The sequence below is a fragment of the Mesorhizobium sp. M7A.F.Ca.ET.027.02.1.1 genome, assembly GCF_004022985.1.
In the GTDB taxonomy this organism is placed as follows: Bacteria; Pseudomonadota; Alphaproteobacteria; order Rhizobiales; family Rhizobiaceae; genus Mesorhizobium.
The window spans coordinates 1-2,496 of sequence record NZ_RZOL01000606.1 but is presented as its reverse complement, the minus strand read 5'-3'; the positions used below and the strand labels follow the sequence as shown (position 1 = coordinate 2,496).

The following is a 2,496-nucleotide window of genomic DNA, read 5'->3' as shown; positions in this document are numbered from 1 at the left end:
CTGTTCTAGCGGACGCTGGCGACCGCGTCGGAGCGGCCGTCATTGATCGTCACCCAAACGCCGGAATTCTGGTCCGACTGGCGCTTGAGATAGGTGTAGTCGGTGTCCGTCCAGGACAGGACTTTGGTTTCCAGATTGTCGAGGATGAATTCTCCAAGGCTCGTGCGCACGGTCAGCACCGCGTGGCCGTCGCCATTCGGCTGGCGCGCCACCGTCATCAGCAGATTGCCGGCGGGGACGCCGGCATCCATCAACTCGCGGCGCTTTTCCAGCGCGTAGTCCTCGCAATCGCCATAGCCATTGGCCGGATAGGCCCAATATTCCTCGACACCGTAGTTTTCCATGTCGGTGCGTGGCTTGATGCGGGTGTTGACCGAATTGTTGATGTTGACGATCGTCGCCCACAGTTTGCGGGTCAGTTCGACCGGCGCACCCTTCGGGGTCCGTTCGCTGCATTCGCCAGGACTGCGCTGGCAGAACTCATAATGGCCAACAGGCTGGGTGGTGCGTCCGCCGGTGTGCATATAGGCCGGTCCCGCGGCATATGCTGATCCCCAAGCGGAAAGCTGCATCGCCATTGCCACCAGCAACAGCTTGCCCCTCGTTTTCTTCATTGTTGTAGTCTCCCCGTTCGAAGGAGACATTGCCACATGCGGATTTATTTGACGCAAAAGCTCGAAGTAGATATTGAGTAAAACTCCAGTAGAATAAACGTAAAATTTGAATCATTTCAGTATTAATTCGTTTGGATTTTGAGGCGCCAATCTCGACGCGCGGAGGGCTGCCAAGCCCCGCCAAGAGTGGCCTAAGCATGCAGGTCATGGCGTCGAAAACAAAAAACCGGCCACAAGGGCCGGTTTCCTGGAGTGTCGCTGTCTGCTCAGGTGCGTGGCGTGTTGAATTCGGAATCGAGCGTTTCGGGGCGCTGGATCACAGCGAATTCGATGGCGACGCCGTCCTCGAAATGACGCACGACCTGCCCGCGCATGGTGCCAAGCATAACCTGGATGCCAATCGCCGGCTTGACGTCGATCTCGACCGCGGCGCCGGAGAGCGAAAGGTCGATGATACGGCATTGGTACTGGCGGCCGTCGGTGAGCTGCAGCACGCTGGTCGGATTGCGCGGCGCGACGCGCTCGTGGCGGCGATCTTCCGGCAGGTCGAGTTCATGCTTGTTGGCGAGCCAGGTCAATTGCGCGGCCAGCTTGTCCTTCTTGCGATCCGACGCGATGACGGTCATCGCGAAACCGTCCTGTAAGGTGCGGGTGACGACACCTTCGATGCGGCCGATATGATCGATGTAGGCAATGATTTTTTCGCCGGGCATGCCGATGCGGTCGGTGCGAAACGCGACATTGCCCGGTGACATGTCGACGACCTGGCAGGGGTGTTCGGTGCGGTCTTCCAGCATGAAGCGTCCGTAGATTTTAACCCGGACGCGCTGAAAGTTACGCCTTTCAGCTTGGGACGGCGCATAGTCGACCGCCGCTGACCTCATGACTGCCTACACCCCGTTTGGCATCCCGCGCGCCGATGCGAGGAACTTCATCAGAGAAGTACAACAAAGCGGGTTAACAAAGGGAAAAAGCGGGCGCTCCAGGGGTTTCCTTTTTGCAGGTCGCGGTGCCAAAACAGCCGCGCAGTTTTGAGCGACGTGCATCAGGCCGCAAAGGGACTATTCCTCGCGCCCGCCATCGAACACGACGAGATGGCGGATGCGGCGCGCCCGGCCGAGTGCCGAGATCGTCTCGGGTGCTCCAAGTTCATCGGGAACGAGCGAGGGAACATCGATCGCCGGGCGATTGTTGAGAAGCTCCTTCTCCGGATCGATGACGCGTATCGAATCGATCAACGCATCGGTGATCGGATCGGCACCCAGCCAGAAGGGTTTCTCCACGGCACTGATGACGCCCAGGCAGCGCGGATTTTCGACGCCGCCGTCCAGCGGCAGGGCAAGCAGTTCGAACTTGTTGGAACGCCCGTTGCGGCTGAAACCCTCATAGCTGATGAGCACGACCGACTTCTGCTCGAAGACGCCATGGATCAGCCGCGAGACGAGCCGCTGATCCTTCTCGCGCCACAGCGATGGAAAGGAAAACCCCTTGAGTTCGCGGCCGTAGCAGGCGCAAAGCCTGGTGCCGGCCAGCCGGAATACGGCTTGCCCGCGCGTGTCCCGTTCCAGGATAAAGGTGTCGGCCAGCAGCGACTTGATGTCGGCCGGCTCGACCTCCGAACGCTTCGGGGCAGGACGTCCGTCACGCAGGCGATTCCAATATTGGAACAGCGTGATCGATCCATTCTGGTTCATGCTATGCTGCTCCGCGCATTCTGTCGTCTGATGTCCCATCGGTGAACAGAAGGGCGCCCTCCGATGACCTACATGCGTTGCGGAGCAGGAAGCGTGCCAGCGTCGTTAACACTTGTTCACGGGTCGGGGCCGTTAAGGTTAACAGGTGGTTTACGTTGCATCGAAGCGAGCCCCGTGGCACACAAAAA

Annotated in this window: 3 protein-coding genes; all 3 read right to left on the bottom strand. The window is 59.4% G+C overall.

Going from position 1 to position 2,496, the window contains the following annotated elements; translation table 11 throughout:
* Positions 1-5 precede the first annotated feature (5 nt).
* The 3 genes from EN749_RS34060 to EN749_RS34050 all read right to left on the bottom strand — a co-directional run bounded on the left by EN749_RS34060 (position 6) and on the right by EN749_RS34050 (position 2,308).
* Positions 6-614, bottom strand: coding sequence for a transglutaminase-like cysteine peptidase (locus EN749_RS34060; RefSeq protein WP_127810286.1), 609 nt, complete (start codon positions 612-614; stop codon positions 6-8).
* A 266-nt stretch (positions 615-880) separates the two neighbouring features.
* Positions 881-1,498, bottom strand: coding sequence for a PilZ domain-containing protein (locus tag EN749_RS34055; protein WP_023812149.1), 618 nt, complete (start codon positions 1,496-1,498; stop codon positions 881-883).
* 177 nt (positions 1,499-1,675) lie between these two features.
* Positions 1,676-2,308: a PAS domain-containing protein gene (locus EN749_RS34050; RefSeq protein ID WP_023812148.1), complete on the bottom strand. Its 633-nt coding sequence runs from the start codon at positions 2,306-2,308 to the stop codon at positions 1,676-1,678.
* Between the last annotated feature and the right edge of the window lie 188 nt (positions 2,309-2,496).